The following is a 17987-nucleotide window of genomic DNA, read 5'->3' as shown; positions in this document are numbered from 1 at the left end:
GAATATAAATAAAAAACACAACAGGTTATGTTAACGCCTTCTTAATCACTTTATCAGCAAACGACTCTGAAAACAACCCTGCTGTTTTATTCTTTCAATTCGCCTCCTGCTTTTCGGGCAGATAACGCCAAAAGCGCCGCGGCATATGTTGGCGTTGTAATTTGAGGTTTTTGCGCTCTTCAATAGTAATGTGTTTAAAGTACGAGCGCCATAGTTTTTGATAAAAATCTTCGCCCTCGTGCAGCAACTCCTCTTTTACCTGGCCGTTGTATGCATTAAACTGCTTTTTTGTAAGCACCACTTCTTCTACCTTATCGTTACCGTACAAAATTCCGTAGTTGCGCCGCAAATCATAAATCAGCCAGCGCTGGTCGGTAAAACGTTTTTGGTAGTGATTAATGATTAACGGAATGACATCATATTTGGGTTCGATGCCGCAAAAATACATCCGGTCTTTGGTGCGCTGAAACCGCACAAACTGCATCATTCGCATGGCCTCCTTTTTCACCTTTTGCGAGGCTTGTGTAAGATACAACACATCCGGATCGCCATAATCGGTTTCCAGGTTCAAATGCCCGCTGAACATACGACGCAAGAAACGGTAGATTTTCATTTCAATCCCCAGCTCTTCCGACAGGTAAGCATAAAACAACAGTTGTTTATTTTTCCCCGACAGGTGTTTCTGGATGCCTTTCCAAACCCGCTCGGCTTTTATAGGATTAGTAGGCACATCAATGCTTTCAACAAAAAGGTAGCGCTGCTCACCATATCGCGAACAGATATCAACCGGAAAATCTTTTCGGCTGTAACAATCGAAAACGCAGGTTAAAAATCCCTCAAAAGTATTATCGTAGGTGTATATTTTCATGACTGGATACTGGATTTTTGGATACTAGATTCTGGATACTGGATCTGGATACTGCGACTGAAAACTGAGACTAATGCAACGTTGGCAGCACCGGTTTAAAATCGGTGAACAGCTTCAACTGCGTATCAAGCGACTTTTTGTATTTCGAATTCATTTCGCACAACAACTTGTGTTTTAGTCGCTGCGGCTCCCACCCCATTCCCGGCGATGGTAGTTCGTTGCACGTTATAAAATACTTGGCACGTTTCATCACTATCCCCAGTTTTTTAAGGTGCAATGAATTTAGCCGGCGGTGTTTACGCGCCAGAATAATCTTCTGTGCCGACTGCACCCCAACTCCGGGAATCCGAAGAATCATTTCGTAATCTGCGCGGTTAATATCCACCGGAAACAGGTGCATATTTCGCAGGGCAAATCCCAGTTTCGGATCTACGTCCAAATCAAGGAACGGCTGATCTTCGCTTAAAATCTCTTCAGCTTTAAAATGATAAAAACGCATCAGCCAGTCGCTCTGGTACAGACGGTTTTCGCGTACCAACGGCGGCCGGTTAATCGCCGGCAAACGCTCATCGTAACTGTTCACCGGCAGATAGCCTGAAAAATATACGCGTTTCAGGTTTTGCTGCTTGTACAATCCCGACGACAGTAAAATAATCTGCCGGTCGGTTTCGGGAGTTGCTCCAACAATCAATTGTGTGCTTTGTCCGGCCGGAGCAAAACGAGGTGCCTTGCGGTACTTTTGCCGTTCTTCCTTCGCCACCAAAATCGAATCGCGGATTTGCCCCATGGGTGTAACAATATCAGGGTAGTTCTTTTCCGGTGCCAGCTTTTTCAGGTTCGGCTCAGTCGGGATTTCCATGTTTACACTCAGCCGGTCGGCCCAGATTCCGGCTTCATGAATCAACTCGCGGCTCGCTCCCGGAATTGCTTTCAGATGAATATAGCCGTTGTAGTTTTCTTCTTTACGCAATTTTTTAGCTACCAACACCATTCGCTCCATGGTGTAATCAGGGCTTTTTATCACGCCCGAACTCAAAAACAATCCTTCAATGTAGTTTCGGCGGTAAAAACCAATGGTAAGGTCGACGATTTCCTGTGCCGTAAAAGTTGCCCGCGGACGGTCGTTTGTACGGCGGTTAATACAGTAAGCACAATCGTAAATACAATTGTTGGTCATCAGTATTTTAAACAGGCTCACACAGCGTCCGTCTTCGGTAAAACTGTGGCAAATGCCGCACGCCACACCGCTGCCAATTCCTTTGCTGGTGTTGGCCCGGTTGCTTCCGCTCGATGCACACGACACATCGTATTTTGCAGCGTCGGATAATATTTTCAGTTTCTCATGTACGGATTCATTCATGCTCGTTTCATCTCATATTGTAGTTTGTAGTCAAAAAAATCCCCGGCGTTTATGCCGGGGATCAGGAACCTCAGTTCATTTTGGGTTTAAACATTTAGGAACATTAAGGAAATATGTTGATCAAAAACAAATACATTCTATTTTGATAATTATATTATCATTTCTGACGATAATAAATTAATCATTTCTTTTTAAACTGCAAGAATATTTTTTACTTTTGAAGAAATAATTTTTCCCACATGAACTATTTTGGCAAGAATATCAAACTGTTACGAAAAAGAAAAAAACGCACACAAAACGAGGTGGCTGTAGCGATGGAGTTAAAACGAACTTCGGTAAATGCACTCGAAAATGAGATCAGCCAACCCACCGTTTCGCACCTTCAGGCTTTTTCGAAATATTTTGGCATCGCCATCGACACACTGATTAATGTGGATTTGCAACAATTATCAGAAAGTCAGTTTGCCGATCTGCAAAATGGTTTTGATGTGTTTATACGCGGCTCCAAGTTGCGGGTAATTGCCACAACGGTTGATTCAGACAACAACGACAATATTGAGTTTGTAAGCGAAAAAGCCAAAGCAGGTTATGTAAATTGTTTTGCCGACCCGGAATACATCGGGAAACTTCCGGTTTTTCAGTTGCCGTTTTTGTCGAAAGAAAAAAAATACAGAGCTTTTACCATCGAAGGCGACTCGATGTTGCCCATCCCCGCCGGATCGATCGTAATTGGAGAATTCATTCAGGATTTTTTCAATATAAAAAGCAACGATGCCTATATTATTGTTACGCGCGACGAAGGCATTGTTTTTAAAGTGGCACATAATAATATTAAAACAGAACGCTCGCTGCACCTGATTTCGCTGAATAAAGAATTTCAATCTTACGACTTGCCAATAGCAGAAGTTACCGAAGTTTGGAAATTTGTATGTTACCTGAATACCAAAATTCCGGAACCTGAAACTGACATCGATCGCCTGATGAAACAAATGGACGATATGCAACAGGCCATCAAAAAGCTCGGATCAAAAATTGGATAAGACCAAAGCAACTACTCTCGTTTTCCTTTCGTAACTTTAAAAAAGTTTGACAGGAAATGCAGGAAGCTTTATTCTATAGCAAAATCACGAACGGACAAGTTCAGTGCGAACTCTGCCCGTGGAACTGTATTTTATCCGACAGCCAAACAGGAATTTGTAAAGTGCGAACCAACCACGGAGGCGTTTTAATTACCAACGTGTATAATAAAGTGGCTGCGCTTGGTTCGGATCCCATCGAGAAAAAACCGCTTTACCATTTCCACCCCGGCAAAAACATTTTATCGGTTGGCGAAGTGGGTTGTAACCTGCAATGCAGCTTTTGCCAGAACCACCGGATTTCGCAATGTAAAGCTTCTGAGTTCTCAGGCTTTCACAACATAAGCGCTGAGAAGATTGTAAAAGAAGCGCTAAAAACCTGGAACAACATCGGTATCGCATACACCTACAACGAACCTTTTACTTTTTACGAGTTTTTATTGAATACCGCACAACTGGCTTATTCAGAAGGATTAAAAAATGTAGTGGTTTCCAATGGTTATATCAATAAAGAACCGTTGAAAAAATTGCTGCCTTTTATTGATGCTTTTAATATCGATCTGAAAGCATTCTCAAACAACTTCTATAAAAAATACACCAAAGGGAAATTGCAACCGGTTTTAAATACACTCAAACAAATTGCAGAAAGTCAGGCCCATCTGGAAATTACAACGTTGGTTATTCCAGGGTTGAACGATGACATAGTAGAATTTAAAAACATGATAAATTGGATTAGTAGTGAATTGGGAGAATCAGTTCCGCTGCACCTATCGCGCTACTACCCGCAATACAAGTTAAATGCACCCGCCACGCCAATTGAAACATTAGTTGAGTTGTACGATGTGGCCAAAACACAACTTCAACATGTTTATCTTGGAAACGTTAGCGACCAGGAACGATCAACCACTTATTGCAAGAATTGCAACGCGCCACTTATTTCACGAAATCACTACAATACGGATATCACAACGCTTGATGCGGATGGAAAATGTAAAAAATGCGGGACTTACGCTTCTGTAATTATTTAGCAAGCATTTCGTAAAGCACACCCTCGCGCAAAGCAAAATCGGTTTGCACGATCTGTTTAATTCCAATGGCAGAAATCAACGTTTCAATCAGGATTACTGCCGGCACAATCAGGTCGACACGCACATAATCCATTCCTTTCATTTGCAAACGTTCGTCGCGGGTAGATTTCAGCAATTTTTCGTAAACCGTATAAAATTCTTCCAGCGTAACGACCTGTGTTACCCGTTGTTTCTCCCCCGGATTTACCTCATCAATCATATCTGCAATCGTATCAAAAGCACCAGAGCAACCAATTAAAGTGGCAACCTTTTTTTCTTTACAGTTATGAATTGCCATTTGATGTTCGGCTGCAAAAAATTGTTGAAGTTCGCGAATCTGCTCATCCCTTATCGGGTCAGAGAGATCAAATGAATTAATAATCCGCGACATGCCTGTTGGCCGGCTTTCTTTCCAGAGAATTGCTTCTTGGTGGGTTAATATCAGCTCGTTGCTGCCACCTCCAATATCCAGGACTACAGAAGGGAATTCAATTTTTTGAAAAGCCAGCAAAACACCTTTGAAGATGAGTTCTGCTTCGCGTTCGCCGGAAATAACTTCAACGGAACAAGAGCAAATCTTTTCAATTGCCGCTACAAATTCCTCCTTATTATCGGCTGTGCGCACCGCCGATGTGGCAAAAACTTTTATTTCATCAACACCAAAAGTGTCCATCACCTTTTTATGCGAAACAAATGCTGCTTTAGTCCGAAAAGTAGCTTCGTCGCTAATTTGATTATCCCTGATTTTTCCGTCGCCCAGTTTCACCATTTCCTTGCTTTGGTGCAACAGCTTGTAGTCTGCACCATGCATTTCGGCAATAAGCAGGTTGCAGGTGTTGGTTCCTAAATCGATAACAGCAATGCGCATAAAATAATCTTGTGATGTTGAATGGCGCCAAGTTAATACACCTTTGCTATAATATCCAAAGCTTTCGTTTGATTTCATTCAGGGTTTCCGAACTGCCGCTATTTTTTAGTTCAGGCTGATTGTATTAATTTGCACAACAACATTTAAGTATGCTGCAGCAACTGAAACAAAAAATACAATCGCTCGGATTTCTCGATCACGCCATTCTTCCGGTTTCGTTTTTGGAGGAAGAAGAAACGCGCCTGAAAACATGGCTCGAAAACGATATGCATGGCGAAATGGGCTATATGAACCGTAATATCGACAAGCGTCTGAATCCTTCGTTGCTGGTTGAAAATGCGAAAACAATTATTGTTGTGCTGCTGAATTATTTCCCGGAAACAACGCAAGATGATCCAGCAGCGCCGGTACTATCGAAATATGCTTACGGCACCGACTATCATTTTGTGATGAAAGATAAACTGAAGGAGTTACTTCAGTTTATTCAGGAAGAAATAGCGCCTTGTTCAGGGCGGCCATTTGTTGATTCGGCACCGGTTTTAGAGCGCGCCTGGGCTCGAAAAGCCGGTCTTGGCTGGGTAGGAAAAAACAGCAACCTCATTTCGCCGGAACATGGTAGTTTCTTTTTTATTGGCGAACTGATCATCGATACTGAATTACCTTATGACGACCCCAAACTGGTACGCGACCATTGCGGGAGATGCACAAAATGTATTGATTCCTGCCCCACAAAAGCCATTGTTGCCGAGCGCGTGGTTGATGCCCGGAAATGTATCTCGTACCAAACCATCGAAGTGCGTGGCGAAATGGACTCCAATTTAAAAGGCCAGTTTGAAAACCGGGTGTTTGGCTGCGATATTTGCCAGGATGTGTGTCCCTGGAACTTAAAATCGGAACCACACAACGAAGCAGGTTTAAAACCTCACCCCAAACTTTTAACGCTTCAGAAACAGGATTGGGAAAATATGGAACGCCCGTTGTTTAACGAGCTTTTTAAAAACTCGGCGGTAAAACGAACCGGTTATAAAGGGTTGCAACGAAACCTAAGATTCCTGGGAAATGACGAAGAAATTTAAATTTGAAGCGACTTTGATTAACGGGCCGTTTAAAGGCGTTTATGCTGAATTTCCTTTTGACAGCCACAAAGAATTTGGTACAAAACGACATGTGTGGTGCCAGGTTTCGATTGATGGCCATGTTGTTTCAATGAATTTACTACCAAACGGAAAAGGCGGACACTGGCTTCATCTGAAAAAAGAAATCAGAGATAAAATTGGTAAACGCGAGGGAGATAACATAACTATTGAATTGCAACAAGCACCTAAGCCTCGTACGGTTGAGATTCCGGACTACCTGCAATGGCTGCTCGACAACGACTGCGACATGAAGAAATATTTTGACAAGCTTCCCATATCCGGCAAGAAATTCTGGATTCAGCATATTGAGGAATCAAAAAATGACGATACGAAAGTGGAACGGGTTAACCGCTTTTTTGAATTCCTTCACAAACATTATGCACATAAAAGCTGAGCCGGTCTCGCACAAAATCCTATTTTTGTTATTCAGAATTAACCTAAACCTTTAAAAATGAAAAATCTAACTTCTCTCATTTTTGCAGTAGTAGTTTTATTTACTGCTTCGTGTACACCCAAAAACCAGCAAACAAAAACCACGCAGCAATCGCCAAATTTTGTGGTTATTTTTATCGATGATATGGGATATGGCGACCCTTGTTGTTATGGAGGAACGGGATACAGCACTCCAAATATCGACAAGCTTGCAGCTGAGGGCATGCGTTTTACCAACTTTTACGCCGCACAACCTGTTTGCAGTGCTTCGCGGGCAGGGTTACTAACAGGTTGTTACCCTAACCGCATTGGAATTTCGGGCGCACTGTTCCCTTACAGCAAGGTCGGCATTAATCCTGATGAAACAACTATTGCCGAAATGCTGAAAGAAAAAGGTTACGCAACCGGAATTTACGGGAAATGGCATCTTGGACATCATAATGCGTTTTTACCACTTCAAAATGGATTTGATGAATATGTTGGGCTACCCTACTCCAACGATATGTGGCCACTATCCAATACCGGGCAAAAACTTCCTGAAGGACATGACCGGTTAAAAAACCCGCCTCTTCCGGTGATGCATAATAATGATGTGCTTTTTACCATTAACAGTTGGGAAGAACAAGATACACTTACCACTCTTTATACCGAAAAAGCGGTCGACTTTATTAACCGAAATGCCAACCAACCGTTTTTCTTATACCTGCCACATTCCATGGCTCATATCCCTTTGGGAGTATCCGATAAATTTCGCGGGAAAAGCGAACAGGGTTTATACGGCGATGTAATGATGGAAATTGACTGGAGTGTTGGTCAGATTGAAAAGGTGCTTGCTGAGAATGGGCTTGCCGAAAATACCCTTATTATTTTCACCACCGACAACGGTCCGTGGCTTAATTTTGGCAACCATGCCGGGTCGGCCGGAGGATTGCGCGAAGGGAAAACCACCAGTTGGGAAGGCGGACAGCGTGTACCGTTTATTATAAAATGGCCTGGAAAAACTCCAGCAGGAACAATTTGTAATAAACTGGGCTGCGCCATCGATATACTACCCAGTTTTGCAGAGATAGCCGAAACATCGCTTCCCGATTTAGATATAGACGGTACCAGTATTGCTGAACTTTGGAAAGGAAATACCACCGCCAATCCTCGCGAAACCATTTTGTTTTATTACGGCAAAAACAACCTGAATGGCGTTCGTAAAGGAAACTGGAAACTGGTACTCCCTCATACATGGGCATCTTACAACACCGAACCGGGTAGAGACGGAAATGGTGGAAAGCGTATTCAAATGACCGTTGAAACACCCGAGCTCTATAATATGATGCGCGATCCGGGAGAACAGTACAATGTAATAGAATATTATCCTGAGAAAGCTGCCGAGTTGATGCAGGTAGTTGAAAAAGCACGTGCAGAACTGGGCGACTTAAATGTGGGAATGGAAAAAGGTTCGGGCAACAGGGATATTGGCAGGCTATAGGTTTTTCACCCCTAACCGGAATCCTATTTGTTGATGTATAAACCTTCAAGGTGTTAAAAACCTAGAAGGTTTATATTTAATCAGAACGGCTTAATCGTTAACTTATACTTTTTCACATCGGGCCGCACGCGGTATTTTTGCAGTTGGCGGATGGCCGTACCCCCAACTCCCGAAACTTCGTAGTCAACATTCAGAATCGTAGTTGGAGCCTCCTCCAACTGGTAGGTGTACATGGCGCGCGACAAATTATCGGTGGTGTATTTATGCAGGCTAAAATTCATCAGCTCATTTCCTTGTATCAATAATCCACGATCGTCGTCGTTATGCACTTTTAGCCAGCGCACATCACTACGGTTACCGTATTCCTGCGGGATAATGTAAGGTACATACATGGAGTCGGTGGTTGAATGATAGAGCCCCACTTTTGCCCCTGTTTTGCGGTCGGGGTAGTTTTCAAACGGGCCGCGGCCATACCACTGAACCTGGTTAAAACTTTTTGGTAGCTGAAATTGCAGGCCAACTTTTTGCAACATTTCGGGCATTGGGCCATGCGGAATAACTTCCTGATCCAAATGAATGCTTCCGTCTGCAGAAAATGTCCACGTTTGTTTTTGCTCGAATGCCGAATAAAAAAACCACTGATCTTTTCGCTTCGATGGATCAAGACTTGAATTGGCAAATACATCCATTTTCAGCGTTACCTCATCCTCGCTCACTTGCAGTAACTCATAGTCGTCCACGACTGAAACCAGGTCGCGCATTCCCAGTGTTCGTAATTGGTTATCGATACTTCGTCCCATTCCCGGCGTAACATTGCTGTCGCCAAACATGTAACTTCCCCACGGATCGATATCGTTGGCAATTGGTGCGCGCCAAACCATAAATTCCGGTCCGCCCTCGAGGTACTCGGTGCCCTTGTATTTTAACGACACAAAACTTCCTGTTTTTTTATTAATGGAATAGCTAAAATCGTTGCCGTTTATCCGTATATAATTTTCATCCTCGGTGGCCGTTACCTTCTGGTTGTTCTCTTCCTCATCAACAAAATAAAAATCGGTTGGCACTGCAAACTGCTCCCAGGCAATTTCGTGGCCCTTTGGTGCCCAGTTCCGGTCTTCTTTTAGCACAAACGAAACTTCCAGCAAACACTCCGTGGTAGATTCAATTCGTGGCCGGCGGTAATCAATTGTTACTTCGCCTGTTTCGCCTGCCGGAATATCGCAATCAAAAAATCCACGCTGACTGGTTTCGCCATCTACTTTAACCTGCCAGAACCCTTCCAGCTCATTTAAATTTTTGAAATGATGACGGTTAGTTACTTTCAGCACACCATTTTCAATGTCAACAGCTTCAATTTTTACCGGCTGCCCCGATCGTTTGATCTGGTTAATTTCAGGCTGAACCGTTCTGTCGGGCCAGATGATTCCGTAAGTTCTTCCGCCCAAACCAACAGCATAGAAATCACCGTCTTTTTTATCTTCTTCAAAGTTCAGATGCAGCACCAATCCTGATTTTTCCTTCTCGATATTATTGATATTTACAGCCCGGTTAAACACCCGCACATCGTCGATCACCATTTTTGACAAACGCCCTGAGTGTTCGCCCTGATCCTGCGTTTCGGCCTCGCGACCAATACAAAGCGGGAAAGGTGTTGAGCTAATATTTCCAGAAAACGAAGTAGTGGCAACACGTTTATTATCGATGTAAAGCTGCAATTGACTTCCGTTACAGATACCGGTGATACGGTGCCAGTTTTCATAAAAATTTTCACCCACTTTTGTTTTGGCAGAAATACGTTCGTTTCCAAACACATAAAATTCAAGCGTTTCCGCATCGGCCATTTGAATACCATAACTGTGTGCTCCTTTGGCGACAAAAACATTGGGCTGTGGAATTTCAGATGGTTTCACCCAAAAATCAATGGTTAGCTGATTTCCGGTAATATCCAGACTCGGATCGCGGTAAAACTCCACCCAATCATCATGTCCCGAGAATTCCAGCCCCCAACCATAAACGCCCTGCTGAAATAGGGGGCGTCCCATTATCTGTCCATCATTTTTTTGTGGCGACAGATCCGGCAATATCCAGCGTGGCGTTTTTATTCCGGGGCTGATCCAGTCCCAAATGGCGCCACCTGTTAATCGCGGATATTTCCAAATGTATTCCCAGTATTCGTCCATTCCGCCCAGGCCATTTCCTGTGGCAGCCAGGTACTCATCCATAAACGACGCGCGTATATCGTTGGCTGGCAACACTTTCCCCTGTGCAAGGTTTTTATAATCAACCGGAATCCAGTAACGCGGCCCCACCAAATCCTCGAAAGGAATATAAAAAGCGTTTCCGCCATACATCCACGCCGGGCGGCTCGGATCGATCGCCTTTCCGGTTTTAATTACTTCGTTGATATTTTGGCCACTACCCGATTCGTTTCCGGCACTCCAAACAATCACTGCCGGATGATTCCGGTCGCGATATACCAGTTTCCGTGAACGGTCGCGGTACATTTCGGTCCACTCCGGTTTTTCCGATAACCAGATATTGTTGTGCGCCTCATCGCCCACTTCATCAAAAATGTACATCCCCAGTTCATCGGCCAAAGCAATATATTCAGGTGTTGGCGGATAATGACAGGTTCGCACACAGTTAATGTTGTGCTGTTTCATCAGCAGCAAATCCTGCTTTAACGTTTCCAGTGGTACCGCCTGCCCGTGTTCCGGATGATGCATGTGGCTGTTTACGCCATTCAGCTTAACCGGAACACCATTCACTGTTAAAATCTTATCCTTGTGCTCCACTTCGCGAAAACCAATTTTTTGGGTGAATGCTTCGGTTACCTTTCCATCTGCATTTTTTAGTTGCACCAGAAGAACAAAAAGATTAGGAAACTCAGCCGACCACTGCGGCGGTTCAACCACCAAAGCAGACAACTGCACTTTAACATTCCCCATCGAATCCACTTCAAAATCTTCCCGAAGTGATCCGTCTTTTAAAATCGACCGGCCTTCCGGATCATAAACATCAACAATTATTTCGCCCGCTGCCACCTCCGGCAACTGATTCTGAATATGGGTTTCTACCGTTAAAGTTGCATCCTTATAATATTCATCAAAATCGGTCACCACATAATGGTCGTGGATAAAAGTTTTTGGCTGGGCACATAATTTCACATCACGAAAAATGCCCGACAAACGCCACATGTCCTGGTTCTCGAGATACGAACCATCGGAAAAACGAATCACCTGAACCGACAGATCGTTTTCACCCTTTTTTATAAACGGTGTGATATTAAACTCTGCCGGTTCAAAACCGCCCTGATTGTATCCAACGCGTTGTCCGTTCACCCAAACATACGAGGCCGACTTTATGCCCTCAAAACGCAACATCACCTCTTTGTTTTCCCAGCTTTCAGGAACGGTAAATTTCTTTTTATAGCATCCGGTCGGATTGTAATAATCGGGAATATTCGGCGGATCGTTCTCAAACGATATGGCCACATTCCGGAATTTTGGATGCCCGTAACCTTCCATTTGCCAGTTCGATGGAACCTCTATTTCATCCCAACCTATAGCGTCAAAACCGGGCTGCCAAAAATCTACAGGCACCTGTTTTGGTGTTTCCACCCACTTAAACTTCCACTGGCCGTTTAGCAATTTATAGTTCGCGCATTTCTTTGGCATATTCTGAATGGCGTCATCAGCCGATGCGTAAGGAATATGAAATGCATGAGGTGCATTTTGTCCTTTTTCAAAAACGGCCGGATTTTGCCAGTCGTTTGGAAGGAAATCAACCTGCTGCGAAAAAGTATTGAGATAAAATGTGAGAATTAAAAACAAGGTGGTCGCTCGTTTCATCATAGTTGTTGTTTGTCCGATTATTACCCTTAAAAATACTATAAAGATCAAATCTTTAACAGAAAAAATGGAAAATTTGATAATACTGAATCAAAGTAGAGAAGTATGATTTAATAACTTTGACTCCCAAAATATTTATCATGAAACCTATTCTGCTATTACCTGTTCTTTCGCTTGTATTTCTCGTGGCATGCAATTACTCAACAAAAAAGGGCACCGAAACAACACAACAACAAAGCCCAGCTATTCATACACTTAGTGATGATGGTGCGTGGTGTTGGTTTTCCGATCCGCGTGCGATATACACCGATGCCGATAATATTGTTACCGGTTGGGTAAAAAAAGACGGATCGATTGAGGTGGCTTCCTTAAATCCGGAAACCGGTGACGCAAAATTCAATACCATTTATTCGCAGCTTGAAGTTGACGATCATGATAATCCGGCTTTTACGATGCTTCCAAATGGAAACCTATTTACCATGTACGCCTGGCATTCAACAGGTAAAGGGGTTTTGAGCAATACTACAACAAAGGGTACTGATATTGAAAGTTTTGGCGAGAACGTGGTTTTCAAACCAAAAACCGAAGAATTGCTGACGAATTTTCCAAGAGAAACTTACACCTATGCCAATCCTTTTGTGTTAAGCGAAGAAGATAATAAACTGTTTGTGTTTGGCCGTTGGATTGGCTATAAACCCAACCTGATTATTTCGGAAGACAACGGCAAAAGCTGGAACAAACAATATGTGGTAATGAGCGATGTTCCGTTTACACACAACAACCGGCCTTACGTAAAATATCATTCCGATGGTAAATCAAAAATCCACATGATATTTACCGACGGGCATCCACGGAATGAACCAACCAACTCGGTTTATTATTGCTATTACGAAAAAGGTGCATTCTGGGAAGCTGACGGTACAAAAATTTGTGATCTCGGCGGTCTGCCGTTTCAGGTTACTGATGCTACTGTGGTGTACAAAGCCAATGAAGAAACCGGCCGTGGCTGGATTTGCGATATCGTTGAAAAAGAAGGTACACCGTACATTTTGTACTCTCGTCACCCGCAGGAAACCGATCATCGTTACTATTACGCCTGGTACAATGCCGACACAAAAACCTGGGAAGACCATGAAATTTGCAAAGCCGGGAAATGGTTTCCGCAAACACCTGAAGGCCAAACGGAGCGCGAACCGCATTACATGGGCAACATGACTTTCAACCCGAATAAACCCAACGAAATTTACCTGTCGCGAGAGATAAACGGCGTTTTTGAAATTGAAAAACGTACTACGGGCGATGGTGGAAATTCGTGGGACATTGAGCCAATTACGCAAAATTCAACATTGGATAATGTACGGCCATACATCCCCCGCTATCAGCCAAAAGATGCAAAAACAGTGGTTTTATGGATGGAAAACAACACGTACATTCATTACACCGATTACGATTGCAGCATAAAATACTACATTGAACCTTAGAAAGATTAAATCATTGGGCATTGGGTTCATAGATTTCTAATCTTGATTAACGATTTTTGATTGCTAAAGGAATGGCAGATTGAAAGGTTATGAGTCATTGAACTTCTTTAATTTGGCAATTTATTAGTTGTACAATCTTGAACCATTTTTTCTAAAATAGCATCTTTTTGCCCATTCGCTTTCTAAACAGAATTAAAAGTATAATTTTGCGTGTACGCTAACGGAAATCTATTAACTAATAAAATTATTTCATGAAACATCTATCAACTGCAGCCGCCGCACTGGCAATTCTGTTCTCAGCATGCACGGGCAGCAACCAAAAATCAACTGATTCTGAAAAAGAAAAGAATATGTTTACGGGAGCAAAAGGAGAAGTGAAAATTATGACCCTCGACCCGGGACATTTTCATGCAGCTTTGGTGCAAAAATCGATGTACGAACAGGTTGATCCGCTTGTAAACGTATATGCACCTGATGGTGCAGATGTAGAGGATCACCTGAAACGAATTGAAGGCTACAACACACGCGCAGAAAATCCTACTTCGTGGGTAGAAAAGGTTTATAAAGGTGAAGATTACCTTGAAAAAATGCTGGCAGAAAAACCCGGCAACGTTATGGTAACGGCAGGAAATAACGGAAAAAAAACCGATTATATTTTAAAAACTGTTGAAGCCGGAATTAATGTGCTGGCCGATAAACCAATGGTAATTACGCCGGAGGAATTTTCGAAACTTGAAAAAGCATTTCAGGTGGCCGAAGAAAACGGGGTTTTGTTGTACGATATTATGACCGAGCGCCATGAAATTACCACCATGTTGCAGCGCGAATTATCGCAACTTCCTGAGGTTTTTGGTACGCTTGTGAAAGGAACTGAAGAAGAACCTGCAATAACAAAAGAAAGTGTGCACCACTTCTTTAAATATGTTTCGGGAAATCCGCTAAAACGTCCGGCATGGTTTTTCGACACAAATCAACAAGGCGAAGGTATAGTTGACGTGAATACCCACCTGGTTGACTTGATCCAGTGGGAAGCTTTTCCTGAAGTTATTTTATCGAAGGATGATGTGGAAATTGTTTCAGCCCGTCGCTGGACCACTGATCTTACTCCCGAGATGTTTAAAAAGGTCACCTATCTTGATGAATATCCGGAATATTTGAAAAAAGATGTTGATGGGGATATTTTAAAAGTCTACTCTAACGGAGAGATCAATTACAAGCTTAAAGGAATTCATGCCAAAGCATCGGTAATCTGGAATTTCCAGGCTCCGGAAGGTGCGGCAGATACCCACTATTCGATTATGCGTGGAACCAAATGTAACCTGGAAATTGTTCAGGGAGAGAAAGAAGGTTATAAGCCAAAACTGTACATTGAATCGACCAACGCTGATGTGAAAGAATTTGCCGGAAGTCTGAATAATGCTGTTACCGGCCTGGCGGAAACATACCCGGGGATCGCTGTAGAAAAAATTGGTGATAACAGGTGGGTAATGAATATCCCGGAAGAGTACAGTGTGGGTCACGAAGCCCATTTCGGACAGGTAACCGAAAAATATCTGAAATATCTGGTTGATGGTAAACTTCCGGAATGGGAAGTACCAAATATGATTGTAAAATACTACACCACTACCGAAGGTTTGAAGGCTGCTTTAAATAACGAATGATGATCAACGAATGTCGATTGCAGATTTAAGAAGTATCTTCCTTAATAATCTGTCATCAAAAATCATTGGTCGATATACTCAAACCGGGTACCATTGATTTCAATAATTTCGAAAAAAAATGAGGGTTTCACTGTTCGTGAGACCCTCAATAATATTAGCCGCACAAATCTTTTAAATCTGCGTTCTCAGCGTTCCAATCTCTTAAATAAACAAATTCAAATTCGACTGGTCAGCTTCTTCCAAATAAGTAGCCACACCGCCAATTTCAACGCCTTCCATTAATTCTTCTTTGTCAACGCCCATTACATCCATCGACATTTGGCAGGCAATCATTTGTACACCATTCTCCATGGCTGTTTGAAGCATATCTTCCAGCGAGTCCACTTTTTTAGCCAGCATGCGCTTTTTCATCATTTTGGCACCCACTCCCATCATGTTCATTTTCGAGAGTTTCAAATCGCCGGCATCTTTGGCCATCATCGAACCAAACATTTTGCTCATTATGTCCTTTTCAACATGTGGCTTGTCTGATTTTTTGATCACGTTCAATCCCCAGAAAGTGAAGAACAAAGTTACCTTGCTTCCCATGGCTGCCGCTCCGTTGGCAATTACCAGCGATGCGAGCGCACGATCCATGTCGTCGCTAAAAACCACCATGGTTTTATTTTTTGCCGGTGCCGCACTTGTCTTCTTACTGCTTTCCTCTTGTTTTTTACCTTTTTCAATCAGGGCTTTTACTTTTCCCTTTTCAGCAGAAACCGAAACCAGCTTATTACCGGTCATGTTACACCACGACTTCACATCTTTCATAAACCCCATGTCGGTGGCAATTTGCTCCAGACGCTCCCCGGGTTTAATATTTTCAATTTCCTGTTTCAGCTTCAATATCGGGCCAGGACACTGCAAACCGCAAGCATCAACCTGAATGGTTTTTACGGCAGCGCCTTCAATTACCTCCTGCCCGTTATCTGCTTTCCCGCGATAAATATGGTCGTTTTTGGTAATGTAGTTGGCCTCGAAAATATCTTCGTTACTCTGTTTGCAAATCGAGTGCTCGTAAGTTTTGTATCCACCGCTAAGATTGTACACTTCGCTAAAACCCGATTGTGTAAGAATCCGGCAGGCAATGTAACCGCGCAAACCAACGCCGCAATAAACAATTATCTTTTTGTCTTTTGGCAATTCATCCAATCGGCCACGCAAATCGTCAACAGGAATATTCACCGAACCTTCAATATGTCCCAGTTCATTTTCTGCTGCGGTACGAACATCAAGCAACACAATGTTTTCCGAATGAAAGTTATGAATCTCATCCCAGCTTACGATTTTAAGTTTGCCGCTCACGATATTTTCAGCCGCAAAACCTGCCTGGTTCACCGGATCTTTTGCCGATGAGAATGGAGGTGCATAAGCGTGTTCAATATCCTGCAAATCATAAATGCTTCCACCTTGTTTCAGTACGGTTGCAATCAGGTCGATTCGTTTGTCAACTCCTTCGTAACCGATCATTTGCGCGCCATACAATTTTCCGTTTTCAGGGTGGAAAAGGATTTTCAGCGTATATGGCAAAGCATCGGGATAATAACCGGCATGCGAGGCACCGTGAATGATATTTGCTGTGTAAGGCATCATTTCATTCTTCAGCGTTTTTTCAGGAATACCGGTTGATGCCACAGTAATATCGAACACTTTGGCAATTGCCGTTGCGATGGCACCTTTGTACTTCCGCGTGTTTCCGCTAACAATATTGTCAGCAACAATACGGCCTTGTTTGTTGGCCGGACCAGCCAGATAAATATTGCTCAGTTTTCCTGTTATCGGATGCGGGAAAGCCATCGCATCACCCAGTACATAAATGTTTTCATCGTTACTCAACAAATATTCGTTGGCAATGATTCCGCCATTTGGAGCGAGCTCCAACCCGGCTTCGCGCGCCAGTTTATTCTCAGGTTTTACTCCAATCGACAGAATTACCAGATCCGTTTCAATCTGTCGTCCCGATTGTAAAGTAACATTCAATACGCCACCTTCACGTTTAAACGAAGTAACACCGTCTTTCAAAAAGAACTCCACCTGTTTTGTTTTCAGGTGCTGGTGAACTACTGCCGCCATTTCGTAATCGAGCGGCGCCATCACTTGTTTCGCCATTTCTACGATAGAAACTTTCATCCCTAAATGGTGTAGGTTTTCGGCCATTTCAAGCCCAATAAAACCGGCGCCAACCACCACTGCTCTTTTTGGTTGATGGTCGTTGCAGTAGGCCTTAACCTTATCGGTATCGACAACATTGCGTAAGGTAAAAATGGATGGATCCTTAATTCCGGAAATAGGAGGTTTGATCGGTTCTGCGCCCGGCGACAATACCAGCTTATCGTACGATTCGGTGTACTCTTCGCCGGTTTCCACATTGCGAACAACAACCGCCTTATTTTCGCGATCAATTTTTACCACTTCATTAAAAACCCGAACCTCAACGTTTAGGCGGGCTTTAAAACTCTCGGGTGTTTGCAAAAGCAATTTTTCCCGATCTTTAATAACATCTCCGATATAATAGGGCAATCCGCAGTTTGCATATGAAATATGTGCTCCACGTTCAAACATTATTATCTCCGCCTGCTCGTCTAAACGACGTAGCCTGGCCGCCACTGTTGCACCGCCGGCAACTCCTCCAATGATTAAATATTTAGACATTTCGTATTGTTATATG

12 protein-coding genes are annotated in these 17987 nt (G+C 43.1%); 7 read left to right on the top strand and 5 right to left on the bottom strand.

The genetic code is table 11. From position 1 onward, the window contains the following. Positions 1–94: 94 nt before the first annotated feature. On the bottom strand, positions 95–868 hold the full coding sequence (locus tag LH29_RS04010) for a TIGR03915 family putative DNA repair protein (RefSeq protein ID WP_045026200.1): 774 nt from the start codon (positions 866–868) through the stop codon (positions 95–97). Between the two features lie 70 nt (positions 869–938). Continuing rightward, a complete protein-coding gene (locus tag LH29_RS04005) occupies positions 939–2228 on the bottom strand; it encodes a putative DNA modification/repair radical SAM protein (RefSeq protein WP_045026199.1) in 1290 nt (429 codons plus the stop codon). A 239-nt stretch (positions 2229–2467) separates the two neighbouring features. On the opposite strand from LH29_RS04005, the gene LH29_RS04000 reads away from it, so the two are divergent. Continuing rightward, positions 2468–3268 (top strand): XRE family transcriptional regulator, encoded by an 801-nt coding sequence (locus tag LH29_RS04000; RefSeq protein ID WP_045026198.1) that lies wholly within the window; start codon positions 2468–2470, stop codon positions 3266–3268. A gap of 56 nt (positions 3269–3324) precedes the next feature. After that, the gene (gene amrS, locus LH29_RS03995; RefSeq protein ID WP_045026197.1) at positions 3325–4332 is read left to right on the top strand and encodes an AmmeMemoRadiSam system radical SAM enzyme; all 1008 of its coding nucleotides are present in this window, start codon (positions 3325–3327) and stop codon (positions 4330–4332) included. On the opposite strand, the gene LH29_RS03990 is transcribed toward amrS, so the two are convergent. Next, a complete protein-coding gene (locus LH29_RS03990) occupies positions 4325–5317 on the bottom strand; it encodes a Ppx/GppA phosphatase family protein (RefSeq protein WP_045026196.1) in 993 nt (330 codons plus the stop codon). The genes amrS and LH29_RS03990 overlap by 8 nt on opposite strands. 71 nt (positions 5318–5388) lie before the next feature. On the opposite strand from LH29_RS03990, the gene queG reads away from it, so the two are divergent. Genes queG through LH29_RS03975 form a run of 3 tightly spaced genes read left to right on the top strand, consistent with a single transcriptional unit; the run spans position 5389 to position 8287 of the window. Then, a complete protein-coding gene (queG, locus tag LH29_RS03985; RefSeq protein ID WP_045026195.1) occupies positions 5389–6315 on the top strand; it encodes a tRNA epoxyqueuosine(34) reductase QueG in 927 nt (308 codons plus the stop codon). Next, positions 6299–6769, top strand: coding sequence for a DUF1905 domain-containing protein (locus LH29_RS03980; protein ID WP_045026194.1), 471 nt, complete (start codon positions 6299–6301; stop codon positions 6767–6769). Before queG ends, LH29_RS03980 begins: the two co-directional genes overlap by 17 nt. Before the next feature lie 57 nt (positions 6770–6826). Then, entirely contained in the window at positions 6827–8287 is a 1461-nt protein-coding gene (locus tag LH29_RS03975; protein WP_045026193.1) for a sulfatase family protein, read from the top strand. 80 nt (positions 8288–8367) lie between these two features. Here the strand turns inward: LH29_RS03975 and LH29_RS03970 are convergent, their stop codons facing one another. Then, positions 8368–12141 carry a beta-galactosidase small subunit-related protein gene (locus LH29_RS03970; protein ID WP_082063406.1) on the bottom strand — a complete coding sequence of 1258 codons (3774 nt, stop codon included), beginning with the start codon at positions 12139–12141 and terminating at the stop codon, positions 8368–8370. Between the two features lie 137 nt (positions 12142–12278). On the opposite strand from LH29_RS03970, the gene LH29_RS03965 reads away from it, so the two are divergent. Together LH29_RS03965 and LH29_RS03960 are read left to right on the top strand one after the other, a co-directional pair. After that, on the top strand, positions 12279–13619 hold the full coding sequence (locus tag LH29_RS03965) for a BNR-4 repeat-containing protein (RefSeq protein WP_052670591.1): 1341 nt from the start codon (positions 12279–12281) through the stop codon (positions 13617–13619). Between the two features lie 251 nt (positions 13620–13870). Then, positions 13871–15280 (top strand): putative oxidoreductase C-terminal domain-containing protein, encoded by a 1410-nt coding sequence (locus tag LH29_RS03960; protein ID WP_045026192.1) that lies wholly within the window; start codon positions 13871–13873, stop codon positions 15278–15280. Positions 15281–15481: 201 nt separating this feature from the next. On the opposite strand, the gene LH29_RS03955 is transcribed toward LH29_RS03960, so the two are convergent. Further along, complete coding sequence (locus LH29_RS03955) at positions 15482–17971, bottom strand: FAD-dependent oxidoreductase (RefSeq protein ID WP_045026191.1); 2490 nt, start codon at positions 17969–17971, stop codon at positions 15482–15484. Positions 17972–17987: the final 16 nt, after the last annotated feature.

It is taken from the genome of Draconibacterium sediminis, assembly GCF_000949475.1.
GTDB classification, from domain to species: domain Bacteria; phylum Bacteroidota; class Bacteroidia; order Bacteroidales; family Prolixibacteraceae; genus Draconibacterium; species Draconibacterium sediminis.
Note: the sequence above shows the minus strand (reverse complement) of the source record. Positions and strands in the feature narration are given on the sequence as shown.